Origin of the sequence: Salinicola sp. MH3R3-1, assembly GCF_001937155.1 — a bacterium.
Lineage (GTDB): Bacteria > Pseudomonadota > Gammaproteobacteria > Pseudomonadales > Halomonadaceae > Salinicola > Salinicola halophyticus.
On sequence record NZ_MSDP01000001.1, the window covers coordinates 224,266 to 240,935 of the forward strand.

Annotated in this window: 14 protein-coding genes; 6 read left to right on the forward strand and 8 right to left on the reverse strand. The window is 62.3% G+C overall.

The genetic code is table 11. From position 1 onward, the window contains the following. Window positions 1-33 precede the first annotated feature (33 nt). Window positions 34-1,146, reverse strand: a complete 1,113-nt coding sequence (locus tag BTW08_RS01035) for a cobalamin-independent methionine synthase II family protein (RefSeq protein ID WP_075560642.1) — start codon at window positions 1,144-1,146, stop codon at window positions 34-36. Window positions 1,147-1,545: 399 nt separating this feature from the next. Between BTW08_RS01035 and BTW08_RS01040 the strand changes: the two genes are divergently transcribed. The 5 genes from BTW08_RS01040 to BTW08_RS01065 all read left to right on the forward strand — a co-directional run bounded on the left by BTW08_RS01040 (window position 1,546) and on the right by BTW08_RS01065 (window position 9,025). Next, window positions 1,546-2,364: an oxaloacetate decarboxylase gene (locus BTW08_RS01040; protein ID WP_245392263.1), complete on the forward strand. Its 819-nt coding sequence runs from the start codon at window positions 1,546-1,548 to the stop codon at window positions 2,362-2,364. A 213-nt stretch (window positions 2,365-2,577) separates the two neighbouring features. After that, window positions 2,578-3,912 (forward strand): deoxyguanosinetriphosphate triphosphohydrolase, encoded by a 1,335-nt coding sequence (locus BTW08_RS01050; RefSeq protein ID WP_075560645.1) that lies wholly within the window; start codon window positions 2,578-2,580, stop codon window positions 3,910-3,912. A 650-nt stretch (window positions 3,913-4,562) separates the two neighbouring features. Beyond that, entirely contained in the window at window positions 4,563-6,626 is a 2,064-nt protein-coding gene (gene betT / locus BTW08_RS01055; protein WP_075560646.1) for a choline BCCT transporter BetT, read from the forward strand. A 160-nt stretch (window positions 6,627-6,786) separates the two neighbouring features. Beyond that, window positions 6,787-8,412 (forward strand): sodium:solute symporter, encoded by a 1,626-nt coding sequence (locus BTW08_RS01060; protein ID WP_075560647.1) that lies wholly within the window; start codon window positions 6,787-6,789, stop codon window positions 8,410-8,412. Continuing rightward, window positions 8,405-9,025, forward strand: coding sequence for a hypothetical protein (locus BTW08_RS01065; RefSeq protein ID WP_075560648.1), 621 nt, complete (start codon window positions 8,405-8,407; stop codon window positions 9,023-9,025). The genes BTW08_RS01060 and BTW08_RS01065 overlap by 8 nt, the downstream gene beginning before the upstream one ends. An 18-nt stretch (window positions 9,026-9,043) precedes the next feature. Here the strand turns inward: BTW08_RS01065 and BTW08_RS01070 are convergent, their stop codons facing one another. The 3 genes from BTW08_RS01070 to BTW08_RS01080 form a co-directional block, all read right to left on the reverse strand. Further along, window positions 9,044-10,018, reverse strand: coding sequence for a sugar kinase (locus BTW08_RS01070; RefSeq protein ID WP_075560649.1), 975 nt, complete (start codon window positions 10,016-10,018; stop codon window positions 9,044-9,046). Between the two features lie 98 nt (window positions 10,019-10,116). Next, the gene (locus tag BTW08_RS01075) at window positions 10,117-11,031 is read right to left on the reverse strand and encodes a nuclease-related domain-containing protein (protein WP_075560650.1); all 915 of its coding nucleotides are present in this window, start codon (window positions 11,029-11,031) and stop codon (window positions 10,117-10,119) included. A 43-nt stretch (window positions 11,032-11,074) separates the two neighbouring features. Further along, window positions 11,075-12,160 (reverse strand): diguanylate cyclase, encoded by a 1,086-nt coding sequence (locus tag BTW08_RS01080; protein WP_075560651.1) that lies wholly within the window; start codon window positions 12,158-12,160, stop codon window positions 11,075-11,077. Between the two features lie 85 nt (window positions 12,161-12,245). Between BTW08_RS01080 and BTW08_RS01085 the strand changes: the two genes are divergently transcribed. Then, complete coding sequence (locus BTW08_RS01085) at window positions 12,246-13,163, forward strand: NAD-dependent protein deacetylase (protein ID WP_075560652.1); 918 nt, start codon at window positions 12,246-12,248, stop codon at window positions 13,161-13,163. A gap of 25 nt (window positions 13,164-13,188) precedes the next feature. Here BTW08_RS01085 and BTW08_RS01090 read toward each other — a convergent pair whose 3' ends face one another. From BTW08_RS01090 to BTW08_RS01105, 4 genes are all read right to left on the reverse strand, one after another. Next, complete coding sequence (locus tag BTW08_RS01090) at window positions 13,189-14,181, reverse strand: aldo/keto reductase (RefSeq protein WP_075560653.1); 993 nt, start codon at window positions 14,179-14,181, stop codon at window positions 13,189-13,191. A 188-nt stretch (window positions 14,182-14,369) separates the two neighbouring features. Continuing rightward, a complete protein-coding gene (locus BTW08_RS01095) occupies window positions 14,370-14,753 on the reverse strand; it encodes a YbaY family lipoprotein (RefSeq protein WP_168170619.1) in 384 nt (127 codons plus the stop codon). A gap of 159 nt (window positions 14,754-14,912) precedes the next feature. Beyond that, on the reverse strand, window positions 14,913-15,287 hold the full coding sequence (locus BTW08_RS01100; RefSeq protein WP_075560655.1) for a translation initiation factor Sui1: 375 nt from the start codon (window positions 15,285-15,287) through the stop codon (window positions 14,913-14,915). Between the two features lie 179 nt (window positions 15,288-15,466). Next, window positions 15,467-16,147 (reverse strand): HAD family hydrolase, encoded by a 681-nt coding sequence (locus BTW08_RS01105; protein WP_075560656.1) that lies wholly within the window; start codon window positions 16,145-16,147, stop codon window positions 15,467-15,469. Window positions 16,148-16,670: the final 523 nt, after the last annotated feature.

The window sequence follows — 16,670 nt, forward strand, 5'->3', positions numbered from 1 at the left end:
CGTGGCGTACTCCCCGAGACCGGCTCTAGTGTCTCAGCCCTTGTTCCAGTAGGCGTTGGCGATCTCCAGGGTCAGCCGGATCTTGTCCCACTGCGCCTGCTCGGCGAGATCGTTACCCTCTTCGGTGGAGGCGAAGCCGCACTGCGGGCTCAGGCAGAGCTGGCGCTTGTCGACGAACCGAGAGGCTTCATCGAGGCGCGCCCTGACGGCCTGCGGGTCCTCGAGTTCGCCCACCTTGGTAGTGATCAGCCCCAGCACGGCCTGCTGATGACCTTCGGGAATGAAGCGCAGCGGATCGAAGCTGCCGGCACGGTCGCTGTCGTACTCGAGGAACCACGCATCCACATCAACCTTGCCGAACAGCGTTTCGGCGACCGGCTCGTAGCCACCTTCGCTGATCCAGGTCGAGCGGAAGTTGCCGCGACAGACGTGGAGCGAGACGTACAGGTCGTCCGGCTTGTCGGCCAGGGCGTGATTGAGCATCTCGGCGTAGATTGCCTGCAACTGATCGGGATCGTCACCGCGGTCCCGCGCCGCCTGCAGCTCTTTCTCGGAGCAGAGATAGGCCCACACGGTGTCGTCCAGCTGAAGATAGCGGCAGCCGGCATCGTAGAACGCCCGCACGGCGTCACGGTAGGCGTCGGCGGTATCGGCGAAAAACGCGTCAAGACTCGGATAAACGCCGCTGTCGATCTTCTTTCGCCCGCCCCGGAAGTGCAGCACGCTGGGGCTGGGAATCGTCATCTTGGGCATGACATTGGCGACGCTCGCCAGATAGCGAAAGTCGTCCAGCATCGGGTGCGCGGCGTTGAAGCCGACCCTGCCGTCGACCCGGATCTGCTTGGCGCTCGTCTGAACGCCCTGGAACTGGATGCCCTGATCGCCCTGATATCCGGTGACGCCGTCGAGCTGTTCGAGGAAATCGAAGTGCCACCAGGCACGACGGAATTCGCCGTCGGTCACGACCTCGAGTCCTGCGGCTTGCTGCTGTTCGACCACGTGGCGAATTTCGCGATTCTCGACCGCCTTCAAGGCGGAGACATCGATATCGCCCTGCTGGAACTGCGCACGCGCCGTCTTCAGCGCCGCGGGGCGAAGAAAACTGCCGACGATATCGGCTCGGAATGGGGGATGCGACTGCGACATGGGGTTTCCTCACATGATGGACCATCGGCATGCTCGGCATGACGATGCTGAGGCCGCTAATGATGCGGGTTGGTCGCCGATTCGGCCAATGAAGGGCGCTCAAGCCAGTCATGCATGTCATTCATTGTTCAGTCGTGGGGCCGTTGGGCGTCAGCGTCGTTTTCTCAAACTTTAGTGGTAGGATTGTCGACCCGCGTCTAGGCCTTCACCGTGACTTCATCGGCTATCGGCGGGGCAGTTTCCAAGATGACGCCCTCGTATTCGAACGACTGAATTTTGAACGACTGAATCTTGAATGACTGAATCTTGAACGACTGAGTTTTGAACGACAGGGTAAAAGAACAGGAGCATTCCGTGACGACCCCTTCCCAACACGATTTACGTAACGAATTTCGCCGCCTGCTGGCCAGCGACGACTGCTACTACACGGCGTCGGTATTCGATCCGATGTCGGCCCGGATCGCCGCCGATCTCGACTTCGAGGTAGGCATTCTGGGCGGCTCCGTGGCGTCGCTGCAGGTTCTCGCCGCACCCGATTTCGCCTTGATCACGCTGAGCGAGTTCGTTGAGCAGGCCACCCGCATCGGCCGTGTGGCCCGTCTGCCGGTGATCGCCGACGCCGATCATGGCTACGGCAACGCACTCAACGTAATGCGCACCATCACCGAGCTCGAGCGTGCCGGCATCGCCGCGCTGACCATCGAAGACACCTTGCTGCCGGCACAGTACGGTCACAAGTCTACGGATCTGATCCCGGTCGAGGAGGGCGTCGGCAAGATGCGCGCGGCACTCGAAGCGCGCATCGATCCGGCGCTGTCGATCATCGCTCGCACCAATGCCGGCCAGCTCGACGACGATGCCGCCGTCGCCCGGATCCGGGCCTATCAGGCCGCCGGCGTCGATGCCATCTGTCTGGTCGGCGTGCGGGATTTCGAGCACCTGGAAAAGCTAGCCGCGCCGCTGACGGTGCCGCTGATGCTGGTCACCTACGACAACCCGCAGCTGCGCGATCGGACACGGCTGGCCAAGCTCGGCGTGCGAATCGTCGTCAACGGTCACGCGGCCTATTTCGCGGCGATCAAGGCCACCTACGACTGCCTGCGCGAACAGCGCGACATCGCCACCAACGATCTGGATGCGTCGCAGCTGTCGACGCGCTATTCGACGGTCGACGAGTATCGGATCTGGGCCCGCGAATACATGGACGTCAAAGAGTAGCCCCCGACTCACGCGCTGCGAGCGACGAGCTGAAAATCCTCGCGGTATGTCCATAAGAGTGGATCTTGGTAGGTCAGATGCTTGACTCGCCGAACGGTCGCGGCATCCTGTCGAAGCTCGAAGCTCGAAGCTCGAAGCTCGAAGCTCGAAGCTCGAAGCTCGAAGCTCGAAGCTCGAAGCTCGAAGCGGCCTTTACTGATAACGGAGACCACGATGACCGCCATGCAATGGGAACGCCTGCTCGATCCCGTCCGCCTGCACGATGCCCGGACCTCGCGTGGTGAAGCCGGTCGCAGTCCGTTCCACAAGGACTACGACCGCATCGTCTTCTCGGGTTCGTTTCGGCGTCTGGGGCGCAAGACCCAGGTCCATCCGCTCACCGACAACGATCATATCCACACCCGCTTGACCCACTCGATCGAGGTGGGCTGCGTCGGCCGCAGTCTGGGGATGATCGTCGGTGAACAGCTGCGCGACAGCCTGCCGGAGTGGGTTACACCTGCCGATCTCGGCGTGATTGTGCAGGCGGCCTGCCTGGGACACGACATCGGCAACCCGCCGTTCGGCCACGCCGGCGAGTATGCGATCCGCGACTGGTTCAAATGGTCCGAGGCGCACGGCGATGGGCTGCTCGATGGTCTCGACGAGGCGCAGCGCCAGGATCTGTTGACCTACGAAGGCAACGCGCAAGGCTTTCGCGTCGTGACCCAGATCGAGTACAACCAGTTTCGCGGCGGCATGCGACTTTCCGCGGCGACGCTGGGCACGCTGCTCAAGTATCCGTGGACCGTCGAACACGGCGGCCAGATGGGCAAGTTCGGCTGCTATCAGTCGGAGAAGCTGCTGCTGGCCGAGGTCGCCGAGCGTCTGGGGCTGAAAGCCACGGGCGAGTCGAAATGGTGTCGTCATCCCCTGGCCTACCTGGTCGAGGCGGCGGATGACATCTGCTATGCGCTGCTCGATCTCGAGGACGGCCTGGAGATGGGCATTCTGCGCTACGAGGAAGTTGCCCAGGTGCTGCTGCAGATCGCCGGCGAACCGCCGGCCGGTTACGAGCAGATGGAGACAGACGGCGTGTCGCAGCGCCGACGTATCGCGGCGCTGCGCGGTGCGGCGATGGAGCGAGCGGTCAACGAAGTCGGCGACGTGTTCGTGCAGCACGAGAAGGCGCTGCTCAACGGCACGCTCAATGACGACCTGCTCGAACTGTGTCATCCGGATTTGACCTGGGGGGTCTCCTCGGCCAAGCAGCTGGCCCGCGAGCGGATCTTTCAGAACGAGCGCAAGGCCAAGCTCGAGATCGGGGCCTACACTACGCTTGGCATTCTGCTCGAGGCCTTCATCGGGGCGGCCCACGAGCTGCACCATACCGGGCACTCCTCCTTCAAGCACCAGCGCGTGCTGGCGTTGATCGGCGAGAACACGCCCAAGCCGAACTGGCCGCTCTACGACAGCTATCGGCGTATGCTCGATTTCATCGGCGGGATGACCGACCACTACGCGGTCGAGCTGGCCCAGGAGATGGGCGGCCGCCTCAAGGGCGACTGAGAGCCGACAATCACGCCCGATGATACTCACGTCGGGCTAAGGTTCCGCATGGTCGCTCTCGATGCGCCGGCGGTCGTGGCGGCGTGAGAGTCTGAGCACGGCTGTTGAAAGATGATCCATAACGCCGTATTTTAATTGAACGCTCAATCAATAAAAAATTGCGCCATCGGTAGTGTCGTCGATACCGATTGGCGTCGACGCGATAGTGCGTCGAAACCGCTTGCCGAACCAAAGGCGTGTCGAGCGTGTGACGTCGATGATCATGGCGTCGGCAGCACGGGATCGACCGGCATCAAATAGCGCTCGCTTTTGCGTAACAATGGACCATAGTTCAAGCGTTGGGCCGCTGCAGGTTTGGCCCGCAGCGGGTGCTCGAGGAATCGGCAAGCTTAAGGCTCTCTTCTAGAATTGCTTGGCACGGCATCACGAGGTGTCGGAGAAGAGAGAAGGATCGAGGCTTCCGTTGAAGGCATGACTGGATTCAACGGCCGAAGTCGATTTAACTCGATCAGAGGTCTCGCGACCTCGCGGCGGGAACACGGAAACGAGTGAAGAGCCATTATCGCTCAGCGACCCCTGGCGGCAGCTTTGTCGATCAGGGCGCTCTGCTCACTCGTCAACGAAAACTATCTACGATTGATGGGAGCCGCATGAGTACAAGCCCCGATAATAATTCCAGTACCCAAGATAGACTGAATCCGGTCGTCTTCTATGGGTCGGTCATTGGCATCGTCGCCTTTTCGCTGTGGGCGATGATCGCTACCGAGCAGGCAAACGGCATCATCAACGCGCTGCTGGGCTGGATCGCCAACACCTTCGGTTGGTACTACTTTCTGACCGTCGTCATCTATCTCGCCTTTGTGCTGTTCGTAGGTTTCTCTCGCTTCGGCAAGATTCGCCTCGGGCCCGAGCATTCGAGGCCTGATTTCAATATCTTTTCCTGGTCAGCGATGCTGTTTTCCGCCGGTATCGGGATCGGGGTCATCTTCTTCGCCCTGGCCGAACCGCTGACCCAGTTCTACAACGCGCCCAACGCGCCCGAGGATCAGGTCGCGGCCGCGCGTTATGCGATGCAGCTGACCTTCCTGCACTGGGGCCTGTCGGGTTGGGGGATCTATACCTTGGTCGGGATGTCGCTGGCCTTCTTCAGCTATCGCCACAACCTGCCGCTGACCATTAGTAGTGCGCTTTACCCGATTTTCGGCAAGAAGATCTACGGGCCCATCGGCCACGTCGTCGACATCGCCGCCGTGCTGGGCACGGTGTTCGGGATCGCGGCCAGCCTGGGTATCGGCGTCATCCAGCTCAACTACGGTCTGAACTTCATGTTCGGGATCGCGGAGAGTGCCTGGACCCAGACCATTCTGGTGCTGATGATCGTTCTCTTCGCCACGATTTCCGCAGTGACGGGCGTCGAGAAGGGCATCCGTCGCCTTTCCGAGTTCAACATTCTGCTGGCGATCGCGCTGCTGCTGTTCGTGCTGTTTGCCGGCAAGACGGTGTTCCTGCTCAATGCGCTGGTAATGAACATCGGGGATTATCTGTCCAGCTTCATCTCGATGTCGTTCAATACCTATGCCTTCGATCGCCCGACCGAGTGGCTGAACGGCTGGACCCTGTTCTTCTGGGCCTGGTGGATCGCCTGGGGCCCGTTCGTCGGTCTGTTCCTGGCGCGTATTTCCCGCGGTCGCACCATTCGTACTTTCGTTGCCGGCACGCTGACGCTGCCCATCGCCTTCATGATGATCTGGATGTCGATTCTGGGTAACAGCGCCCTCGATATGGCGATGAACGGTGCGACGGACTTCGGCCAGCAGGTCATGGATACGCCGCCGGCAGGGATCTACCTGTTCCTGCAGCAGTATCCGTTCCCGGTGTTCTCGACCATTGCCGTCAGCATCCTGGCGATCGTGTTCTTCGTCACCTCCGGTGACTCGGGCGCGCTGGTACTGTCGAACTTCACGTCCAAGCTCAAGGACGTCAACAGCGATGCGCCTATCTGGATGCGAATCCTGTGGTCGGCGGTGATCGGGGTTCTGACCTTGTCGCTCTTGCTGGCCGGAGGGTTGTCGACACTGCAGAGTGCCGTTGTCATTACCGGTTTGCCGTTCTCGATCGTGCTGTTTTTCATGATTGCCGGTCTTTACAAGGCGTTGAAGGTCGAAGCCTTCAAGGAAGATAGCCACCGCCTGAGTCTTTCCGGTTCGCTTTCGGGTCGCATGTCCTCAGGTAATCGCGACAGCAATCACGACTGGAAGACACGTCTCAAGCGTGCCATGTCGTTCCCCAATCGTCAGCAGGCGCAGCAGTTCCTGGAGGAGACGGGCCGACCCGCGATGGAAGCGGTGCGCGAGGAGCTGTTGAAGCAGGGTGTGCAGGTCGATATCAACGACGGCACACAGAACGACGACAACTATCTGTCGCTCTACGTCGACCTTGGCAGCGAGCAGAATTTCGCTTACCAGATATGGACGCATCCGTTCTCCACGCCGTCCTTCGCCATGCGCACGCCGCGTAGCAGCAGTCGCTACTATCGGTTGGAGGTATATCTGCTGGAGGGTAGCCAAGGCTACGACCTGATGGGCTATACCCGTGAACAGGTCATCGACGACATTCTCGACCAGTACGAGCGTCATCTACAGTTCCTGCATCTCAATCGTGAGGAACCGGGCAGCATCAATATGCCCGATAGCCCGGAACAGCCGCCAGGCTGATCTGACGCCAGACGCATTTTGCTCTGTCATTTTGCTCTACCTTGCCCCGGCCTCTGGCCGGGGTTTTTCGTTTTGGCACGCCAAAAGCTCGCTCAGAGGCATCCCGGGGACGACGTGCTACGCTCAATTTTGTCGATAACAAAAAAGAGAGGGCACGGATGTGGGAGCTTTCACGTGGTGGGACACCGCTGTTCTGATCGTCTACGTCGTGGGGATTGCCTGGGTGGGCGCCCGTTTCGGCAAGGATCAGGAGAACACGCAGGACTACTTTCTGGGCGGTCGCAAGATCCCTGGCTGGGCCATCGGTCTTTCGGTCATGGCGACCCAGGCCAGTGCGATCACCTTCATCGGCGCGCCCGGCTGGGGGTTCGAGGGCGGCCTGGAACGCCTGGCGACCTTCATCAACGTGCCGCTAGCGATGGCAGTGCTGATCGTGGTGCTGGTGCCGATCTTTCACCGCGCCGGTATCTACAGCATCTACGAGCTGCTCGAACGCCGCTTCGGCGCACTGACGCGGTCGCTGGCGGCGCTGCTGTTTCTGGTTGCTCGCGGCCTCGCCACCGGGGTCGTGCTCTATGCGCCGGCACTGGTGCTGTCCGTGGTCACCGGCTGGGACGTCAACCTGACCATCGTGCTGATGGCGGTGATCGCGGTGAGTTATACCGTGCTCGGCGGCATCAGTGCGGTGATTTGGACCGATGTGATCCAGATGTTCGTGCTGTGGCTGGGCGCTATCCTGAGCATGGTGCTGATGGTCTCGAGCCTGCCTGGCGGCTGGGGCGACGTGTTCGCCTACGGCGCCGCCAACGGCATGTTCGATACCATCGATCTGTCGCTCGATCCCACCGTGACCTACTCGCTGTGGGCCGGGTTGATCGGCGGCATGGTGATGCATGTCGCCTACTTCGGTACCGATCAGAGCCAGATCCAGCGGGTGCTGACCAGCCCGTCGATCGCCGAGGGCCAGCGCTCGCTGCTGATCGGCGGTTATCTGCTGGTGCCACAGATGCTGCTGTTCCTGTTCATCGGCGTGATGCTGGCGGCCTACTATCAGCAGCACGGCCTGACCGCGCCGGAGAACCTCAACGAGTTGTTCCCGCGCTACGTGGTCAATGCGTTCCCGGTCGGCGTCACCGGGCTGGTGATCGCCGGGGTCTTCGCGGCCGCGATGTCGAGCCTGGATTCGGCGCTCAACTCGCTATCCGCGGTGACGGTACGCGATTTCTACGCCCGTTACGTCAAGCCCGAGGCCGACGAAAAGCACTACCTGAAGGCGTCGCGCTGGGCGACTATTTTCTGGGGGCTCTACGCCACGGCGTTCGCGTTTTTCGCGGGCAATCTTGGGCCGGTCATCGAAGCGGTCAATCGTATCGGCTCCTGGTTCTACGGCGCACTGCTGGGCACGTTCCTGCTGGCAGTTCTCAGCCACCGCAGCAACGGCCGCGGGGCCGTCGCCGGTATTGTGCTCGGTATGGCGTCGGTGTGGGCCGTGTCGCAGACCGATGTCTCCTGGCTTTATCAGAACTTCGTGGGGCTGGTGGTTTCGGTGGTCGTCGGCTACGTGGTGAGTCTGACGGCGCCTGCGCCAACCCCGGAGCAGCTGTCGGACGTGGTGATCGACGAGACGGCGCCCGATATGCAGGCGATCCTCAAGGGGCGCAGTGGCAATGCCACCGAGATCGGCCGCGATGCCCGGCTGACGCGGCGTCGTTGTCTCGGCCTGATCCTCTGGTTCTTTGTTTCGCTCGCCGCGCTGGCGCTGCTGCAAGGATGGGCCAATGGCTGAGCGACAGGGAATAGGAGAGCCAAGGTTCGAGAGGGAACGCCAGGATGACGCGCAGGCATCGATATCTTGGCTGCCGCGGCGGCTGGATGCTGACGCCGCCGAACCCAAGCTGCGTCGGTTCGGCGCCGAGCGCTTCGAACCGGCGAGGCTGTCGCTGTGGGCCATGGCGATCGGGCGCGACCCGGAAAGACCGCTGGCCTGGCTGCTGGCTGCCGATCATCTGCCGCGGGCACTGCTGATAGCGGGGGCGCTGGATCCCCGACCGAGGCAGGATGAAGAGGCCCTCGTGCTCGACGGCGGGCGTCAGCCAACGCAGGCGCAGTTCGAGCGCTGGTGGCTGTGGGAACGGCTGGCACGGCCCAAACGCTGGTCGCTACGCGTACAGCCAGCGACGTTGCGGGCCGTCGCACTGCCACTGTGGCTGGGATATTCGCGGGGACGGTCGGGCGCGGGTCAGGAGCGCAAGACACGGCTCATCGTACTCAGCGGGCTCTCTGGCGAGGCGCTGGGGGCGCTGAAACCGGCGGTGCTGGCGGGGCTTCGCGAGCGGACGAAGGCGCAAACGGATGCCTTTCGTTCAGGGGTACCCGAGGGAACCCCTGAACCGGGTTAGATCGCCTTGCCGTCGGGTTTAAATCGGGTCACCGCTGCGCTCCATGGCGACCAGCTGTTCCCGACTGGGCAGGCCTTCCATGTCGCCGATCACCTGGACCTGGCGGGCGCCGATCAGATTGCCGCGGTGCAGCGCCGCCGGCCAGTCCAGGCCGTCCAGATAGGCGCTGACGATGCCCACCGCGAAGCCGTCGCCGGCGCCCACGGTATCGATGACCTGCTTGACGGGCGAGCCATTGACGGTGCCTTCACGGTCGGCGGTGCGGAAGTAGCTGCCTTCCGGCCCGAGCTTGATCACCACGGCCCTGGCGCCGCGGTCGAGATAGTCACCGGCGATATCGTAGGCCGTTTCGCGGCCGGTCAGCAGGCGGCCTTCGCTCAGACCCGGCATCACGATATCGGCCTCGGCGGCCAGCGCATTGAGAGTCTCGATCATCACCGCTTCGCTCGGCCACAGGCCGGGGCGCAGGTTGGGATCGAACGAGATCGACAGACCGGCGCTACGAGCTCCGCGCAGCAGATGGAACGACAGCTCGCGCGCCGAGTCGGAAATGGCCGGCGGGATGCCGGTGGCGTGCAGATGGCGAGCGGACTCGAGTTCCACGGCCTCGCTGTCGGCGACGCTCAGGTAGCTGGCGGCGCTGCCCCGGCGAACGTACTCTACGTGGGGGTCGGCACCGTCGACGGCACGCTCCTTGAATACCAGCCCGGTGGCGTGGGTGTCGTCGCGCTGCACGTGGCGGCAGTCGAGGCCCTCGGCTTCCAGCGCTCGCTGCAGGAAGTTGCCGTTATGATCCGCGCCCACGCGGCTCAGCCAGCGAACGTCGAAACCCAGTCGGGACAGCCCGATCGCCACGTTGGTATCGGCACCGGCGGTACGACGGTGGAATCGCGCGACCTGATCCAGCGGGCCTTGATCGTCGGCGACGAACAGCGCCATCGCCTCGCCGAAGGTGAGAACATCGTAAGCATAACGGGAGTCGGAACGGGGCATGGCGGGTCCTGGGGCGTGTGAAGTTGATGGGGTGATGACTGACATCGGGCGATCGTCGTCAGGAATCCGATGGCAACATCGGATGCCGGTGGGGCAACTCAGCGGATCGGCGGCTTGCTCTCCAGATGCTGGTAACGCGCGTTCAGCGTATCGACCAGGTGCTGGCGCTGGGTGTCATCGATGACCTCCTCCTGGGCACCGCCCAACTGCGTGGCAAGATCGATGCCGTCGACCACGCGGACATCGCGACTATCGCCGAGATGCGCGGTTTCGTCATCGATGACCCAGCCCGGCAGCACCAGAATGCCGCTCACCGGGACGCTCAGGTTGGCATGCCGGCTCAGCCAGTGGCGTAGCCATACCGTCGAGAGACGTACCTTGCGCAGCACCGTCCGCTCGCTCCAGCCGCGAAAGCGCAGACGTTCGCTCTCCACCGATACGGTGTTGAGGGCGCGGCCTTCGAGATCGAGCGGGAATTCGCGCGCCACGGTCTGAATCACGAAAACGCCCTGCGGCGTCACCAGCACGTTGTCGATGCTATAGGAGTCGGCCGGAAAATCATGGAAGACGAAATAGGGCTTGGCCAGCGGACGAATCAGATGATCCAGCGCCTGGCCCACCGCCAGCTCGCAGGCGAGACTGCGGGTCAGCCGGCGCACGCGCTGCACATCGCGCAGAATCAGAAAGCAGAACAGCATCGCCAGCAGGGTGCTGACGACGCCATACAGCGACCACTCCAGCCAGCTCTGCTCCTCGGCGAAGAGCATCCGGCCCATGCCGTAGACGATCGGTATCAGGGTCAGGGTCGGTGCCAGCGTGGCATCGAGAAAGAACACCATGCGCGCCTTTTCCAGGCGATCGCGGTGCGCCTGGGCGATCTCGCGGATCGGCTCGCCGTCATGCGGGGAGCGCAGGCCCACGGTCTGCACGTCACGCAGGGTGATCGCCACCATGGCAGCGGCACCCAGCGGGGCGAGAAAGATCAGCGGCAGCACATACTCCAACCAGGCCATGAGCGATTGTCCTTGCAGTGGCGTGGGCGGGAAGACGACCATTCTAGCCGAGGTGCGGCCCCGTCTGCGATGTCGATGCGTCGTGGATGCAGATTCGATTTCGCCCGGCGTGCTTTGCTGCATAAAGCGCCTGGTCCGCGCGCAGCAGCCATTGCTCGTGATTCATCATCAATGGATCTTTGGCGGCCAGACCGATACTGCAGGTGGGCATTCTGGAAAGAGAAAAGGGCGGCGCATGGTTCCGCAGCCGTTGCTGGAACTGATGGATCGCGACGGTCGCCTGATCCAGCGTGGTCGATGGCATCAGTAGACCAAACTCTTCGCCGCCGTAACGCCCGAGCAAGACATCATCGCCAAATGACTGGCGAAGCAGTGAAGCCAGCTTGCGCAGGGTCTGGTCGCCGACACCGTGACCATGCTCATCATTGATGCGCTTGAAATGGTCGAGATCGAGCAGCGCGATCGTTGCCGAGGAACCGCTCAGAAGATTGGAGGCTACCTGAGCTTCCCAGAACCGTCTATTGAACAGCCCGGTGAGCCCATCGGAACGGCTCAACTCCATCAATGTATTTTTCTGGCGATTGAGTCGGCGAGCCTGGAGATACGTGATGTAGCCCACCGCCAGCGGGTAGACGACGATCATCGGTAAGCTGCCAAGCAGGACCGAGGCCGACGGCACTATGTCGGGCACGCCGGGAACGATCAGCCACATGCCGATCAGCGCTCCCGCGGCCAGCAGGCCCAGGCCGCGTAGTGCCATGGATTTCCCGCCCACCGCGATGTTGTCGAGGCTGATCATCGTCAATACCACGACGGTCGGGAGGATGTTGAAATGCATGGCCGCCATCCAGAAGCCGCCCAGCAGACTATCGGCGCCGAGATTCTGGCGTTCGGCATGGTAGGGTGAAACGTGATATCTCGCCCGCCAGTAGGCGAGATGGGACCAGAACAGAATCTGAATTGCCCATAGCGCCCAAGCCCAGGTCGGGGTCGGCAATTCATGGAGCGCGCTCCCGATACATAACCCGCCGACCAGGAGTCCCAGTGTTCGAGGTACGTAGATGCGTCTGGCCAGACGAATGCCTCTCAGACGCTTTTCGACCACGGGATCCAGCGGCGTATCGGGCATATTGCATTCATCCGGCGTCCAGGACGCCCATATAGTGTCAACGTATTGTATCTTTCATATCTAACATCGATCGACGGAAAATAGTATGTCCAACGAATCGATTCCGCATGTCGGAGCGCTTGTCGAGTTCGTCTTGCGTCATCCGCGGTTGTTCGTGTTGACCGGCGCAGGCGTCAGTACCGACTGCGGTATCCCGGACTATCGCGATGCACGAGGTGGCTGGAAGCGCCCGCCCCCGGTCAGCCATCAAGCCTTCATGGGGAGTCATGGTGTGCGGCAACGCTATTGGGCGCGCAGTCTCGTAGGGTTTCGTGTGTTGGCAGCTGCGCACCCGGGCGAGGCCCATGCCGCCTTGGCAACGCTCGAGCGCCAGTGCCGGATCACCTCGCTGGTGACGCAGAACGTCGACGGCCTGCATCAGAAAGCCGGTTCCCGACGGGTCATCGACCTGCACGGTCAGGCCGACATGGTGAAGTGCATGAACTGTGGCGCGACTCGGATGCGCCACGCGCTGCATGACGAACTGGCGCGACGCAATCCCGAGTGGCTGTCGTTGAGCGCCGAGGTGGGGCCGGATGGAGACGCCGATCTCGACGGTTACGATTTTTCCACCTTCGAAGTGCCCGGCTGTGATCGCTGCCGAACCGGCATCCTCAAACCGGATGTGGTGTTCTTCGGCGACAACGTGCCCAGGCTTCGCGTCGATCAGGCCTTCACTGCTCTCGAGGAAGCGTCGGGGATGCTGGTGGTGGGGTCATCGCTGATGGTCTATTCGGGATTTCGCTTCGCCCGCCAGGCGTCGAAAGCGGGAAAGCCCATCGCCTGCGTCAATCTGGGCGCAACGCGAGCCGACGCCCTGTTCGATCTCAAACTCACGGCGTCTATCGGGCCGACGCTGACGGCGCTGGTCGAGGCGCTGGCATCCGGACGGGAGCCGGCGCAACCTGAACACGCGCCGAAAACGACAGAACCCGGCGTCGGCCGGGTTCTGACAGGGAGGTGACGTCGAGATCACCGACGTGGGGTGATCATTTACGTGTCGGCGGCGCCATGAATTCGGGCCCGACCGGATCCTTGACGTGCTGGCTCAGGATGGCGTCGATGTCGGCCATGTCCTCGTCGCTCAGCTTCCAGCCGGTGATGTCGCCCAGCGGCTCGACCTGCTCCGGCTTGCGCGCGCCCCATAGCGCGACAATGTTGGGGGAACGATCGAGAATCCAGCGCACGGCCAGTGCCAGCACGCTCTTGTCGTGGCGGCTGCGAGCCAGCTCGGTTAGTGCCTCGACCGCAGCCAGATACTGCGCGAAGCGCGGTGGCAGGAATTTCGGGTCCTTGTTGCGCAGGTCGTCGCCGTTGAACGCGTAGCCTTCTTGCATCTTGCCGGTGAGCAGGCCGCGGCACAGCGCACCGTAGGTCAGCAGCGTCAGGTCGTTGTTCTCGGCATAGGGCAGAATTTCGCCGTCGATATCGCGCTCGAACAGGTTATAGGGCGGCTGCAGGGTATGTAGCGGTGCCGATTTGCGGAACGTTTCGCACTGCTCGGGCGAGAAGTTGCTCACCCCGATCGCCCGAATCTTGCCCGCGCGATGGAAACGCGCCATCGCTTCGGCGGTCTCCTCGATGTCGACCAGCGGATCCGGCCAGTGGATCTGATAGAGATCGATGTGATCGGTGTTCAGCCGACGCAGCGAGTCATCGAGCTCCTTCTCCAGGCGCTTGGCCGTGGCGTTGCGTGCCACGGTGGCATCGTCGTACCACTCGAGGCCGGCCTTGGTCGCCAGAACCAGCCTGTCACGCTGATCCGACTGCGCGACGGCCTTGCCGACGACCTCTTCCGAGTGACCGAAACCGTAGGCCGGTGCGGTATCGATCAAGGTGACGCCGCGGTCGATGGCGGCATGGATGGTACGAATGGCGTTGGGGTCGTCGGTGCCGCCCCACTGGCGGCCGCCCATGGCCCAGGTGCCAAGACCAATGCGCGACGTGACGATATCGGTGCCGGGTAATGTCAGTGTTTCCATTCTTCCCTCCATGGTGATGAATCGAATCCGTGCAGAGTGAATCGATAGCCTGCTTTCCACAAGACGACTTTGGGTGGTCCACGTCTTCGCAGGGTGGCCCAGGGAGCCAGACTTCAGTGAGGCAGTCCTCAGTTAGACAGACTTCAGTTCGACAGACTTCAGTTCGACAGACATTAGTCAGATAGACATTAGTGAGACGTGGCGGCGCCGGTGGGTGTCAGCGGAATATCCGGCTCGGGGGCGTCGTCATCGCTGAAGACCGATACGGGCTCGGGATTAAGATAGAGAATGCCGCCATCATCGCGAATCTGCGCGCTGAGACGATAGAGGTCGTCACCATTGATCGCTTCCGGCGCGTACTGCAGCGTGATCGGAATGGGCAGTTGGCCGAGCTGCTCGTAGCGGCTGCTAGCCAGCACGTCGCCGGTGGATACGTCCTTCAGCTGAACCTCGAGCACCGCGGACTCCGGCAGCGTCACCGGCTTCTCGGAGACCACGCGGGCGGCGAGTGTCTCGAATTGGGGGCCGCCGGCACAGCCCGTCAGCGCACCCAGTGCCAGTAGCGCAGTCATGAAGAGAGCCGGTCGCAGTGCATTGAGTGAAAACATCGAGATCCTTGCTGGAATGAAGGCGAAAGCAGAAGCGCGAGAGGTGTGACACGCGCCGGCGTCGGAAATTCCCGGGGTCGATGGCGATACTCAAGTCAGGCGACAGTCGTAATCGCGGTGGCCTCAGCCGCCGGCCAGCTTGACCTTGAAGCCGCGCGACTCCAGCTCGCGCTTGATCACCTCGCGATGATCACCCTGGATCTCGATTACGCCATCCTTGACCGCGCCGCCGGTGCCGCAGCGCTTTTTCAACGTCTTGGCCAGCGCACCCAGCTCGTCGCCACCCAGCGGCACGCCTTGGATCGTGGTCACGCCCTTGCCTTTGCGGCCGCTGGTCTCGCGGCGGATACGCACGACACCGTCGAGCGCCGCGATCCGCTCGGCTTCCTCGCGATCGCGACATTGGCACTCGGCCACGGGCTGACGACACTCGGGGCAAGTCTCGCCATGCTCGGTGGAGTAGACCAGACCGCGTAGCTGATCCTGGATCGAGGGCATGGGAACTCCGAAAAACGTGAAAGGCGCATGATAACGCAGCGATCAGCCCGAAAACGAGCCATCTGAAACGGTCGCGGCCCGAGCGATTGCCGCGGGCCGCGATGGGGCTCTACCGCGTTCAGACGTCGTGTGAATCGTCGGTGCGGATCGAGAGCCGGCTTCAAGTCTGGAAAAGGCGACTAGTAATTTCCGACGGCAAGCGACGGTATCAGCCTATCGATCACGGCCGGCAGTTCGCGCATGTCGTTGATGCCGATGGCGCCGGCAGGCGTGGGTTCATGATCGGCGAAGCGATTGATATGGACGACCCGCATGCCCGCTGCCAGCGCGGCACGCACACCGACCTGAGCATCGTCGATCACGATGCAATCGGCGGGGGCGAAGCCCATGTCGCGCCCGGCGTGTAGGAACAGGCCCGGCGCCGGTTTCCAGCTGCCCACGGTATAGGCGCTGTAGATATGGTCGCCGAAGAAGCCGAGCAGGCCGGTGCTATCGAGCGCCCGGCGGATCTTGGCTTCGGGGCCGTTGGAGGCGACGCAGCGAGGCAGCGAGCCCAGAGCATCCAGCGCTTCGGGCACCCCGGCGATCGGTTCGAGCTCATCCAGCATGCGCTCGTGCATCTCCTGGCGCATCGCCGTCTCGATACGCTGGCGAACGGGCTCGTCGAGTTGCCCATGCAGACGCTCCAGATGGGAAACGATGCTGGCAAATCGCGCGCCGCGAAAGTCGGTCATGTAGTCGTTGGCCTGGAAGGGCAGGCCGGCCTGATTCAGATATTTCGCCATGACTTCGGCGAGCAGAGGTTCACTGTCGACCAGAGTACCGTCGCAGTCGAATAGCAGGCAGAGGGGATCGGGCATGATGGGTCGCCTCGAGGGCGCTGTCGGTGGATAAGAACGCGGGCCGCCGATGAAGCGGTCTACCGCTGAGTAGCTCCAGTTCTGTCATTATCGGCGCCGTAATCGAAAGTTGAAGGATTACGGAACACTGTTTTTAATCTATGTTGCAACTTTAGTCGCCTCGCTCGGTATTGACAAGCCAGAGTGAGAAGCTCCCCAGAAATTGCACACTTTTTGAGCGACCGGCCTGATTTCGCGTCAGGGCCGAAAGTCTGAGGCAGATTGAGAATTTGCTCGCGAAGGCGATCAGTGGGCCGATGACTACCAGCATCTCACTGAAGACCGGCATCATCACGAGAGCCTGATCGAGATCGTCTGGCTCGCGCAAAGCCGGGTGTGCCAGTTACCGGGCGGGTTACTTGGGGTGGGAAAGATCTGGTGTGAGGGCGATACCAGCGCGAGACGGGCGACAAGTTGCCGCCCACTCGTTTGGCTGCCTGCTACCTACTCCGTCTGGCATTCCACGTTGGCCTTGGCAGAATCG